This is a genomic window from Arthrobacter sp. P1_D4 (assembly GCF_056406115.1).
This window is the reverse complement of record NZ_JBFUAU010000058.1, coordinates 1-478: the sequence shown is the minus strand read 5'-3', so window position 1 is coordinate 478 and position 478 is coordinate 1. Positions and strand designations below refer to the sequence as shown.

Genomic DNA, 478 nt, shown 5'->3' with positions numbered 1-478 from the left:
GGAACACTGTTTCCAGTGTTCCGGACCTTTTCTCCAGTTGCGGGGACAGGATTTGAACCTGTGACCTCTGGGTTATGAGCCCAGCGAGCTACCGAACTGCTCCACCCCGCGTCGCTTGATCAACTCTACCCTAGTTTCCGGACCGCCCTGACCACGTGCCCAGTCCGGCCCAGCTGGCGTCCAGTCCGGCCCAGCTGGCGTCCAGTCCGGCCCATCCAGGTCGATGGACTGCGGGCCGGGCCGCTCAAGGGGTCGCCCCTTTTGTCCTATGACCGGTTTCCCGGTTTCCGGCTTCCGGACCGTCCCCAGCGGCTTAAAGCAAAAGGTCCGGAACACTGTTTCCAGTGTTCCGGACCTTTTCTCCAGTTGCGGGGACAGGATTTGAACCTGTGACCTCTGGGTTATGAGCCCAGCGAGCTACCGAACTGCTCCACCCCGCGTCGCTTGATCAACTCTACCCTAGTTCCCTAGTTTCCGG

At 60.9% G+C, this 478-nt stretch carries 2 tRNA genes; both read right to left on the bottom strand.

Annotated elements, in window-relative coordinates:
* Nucleotides 1–37: 37 nt before the first annotated feature.
* A tRNA-Met gene (locus AC1D0A_RS22000) sits at nt 38–111 on the bottom strand.
* A gap of 255 nt (nt 112–366) precedes the next feature.
* Nucleotides 367–440, bottom strand: a tRNA-Met gene (locus tag AC1D0A_RS21995).
* Between the last annotated feature and the right edge of the window lie 38 nt (nt 441–478).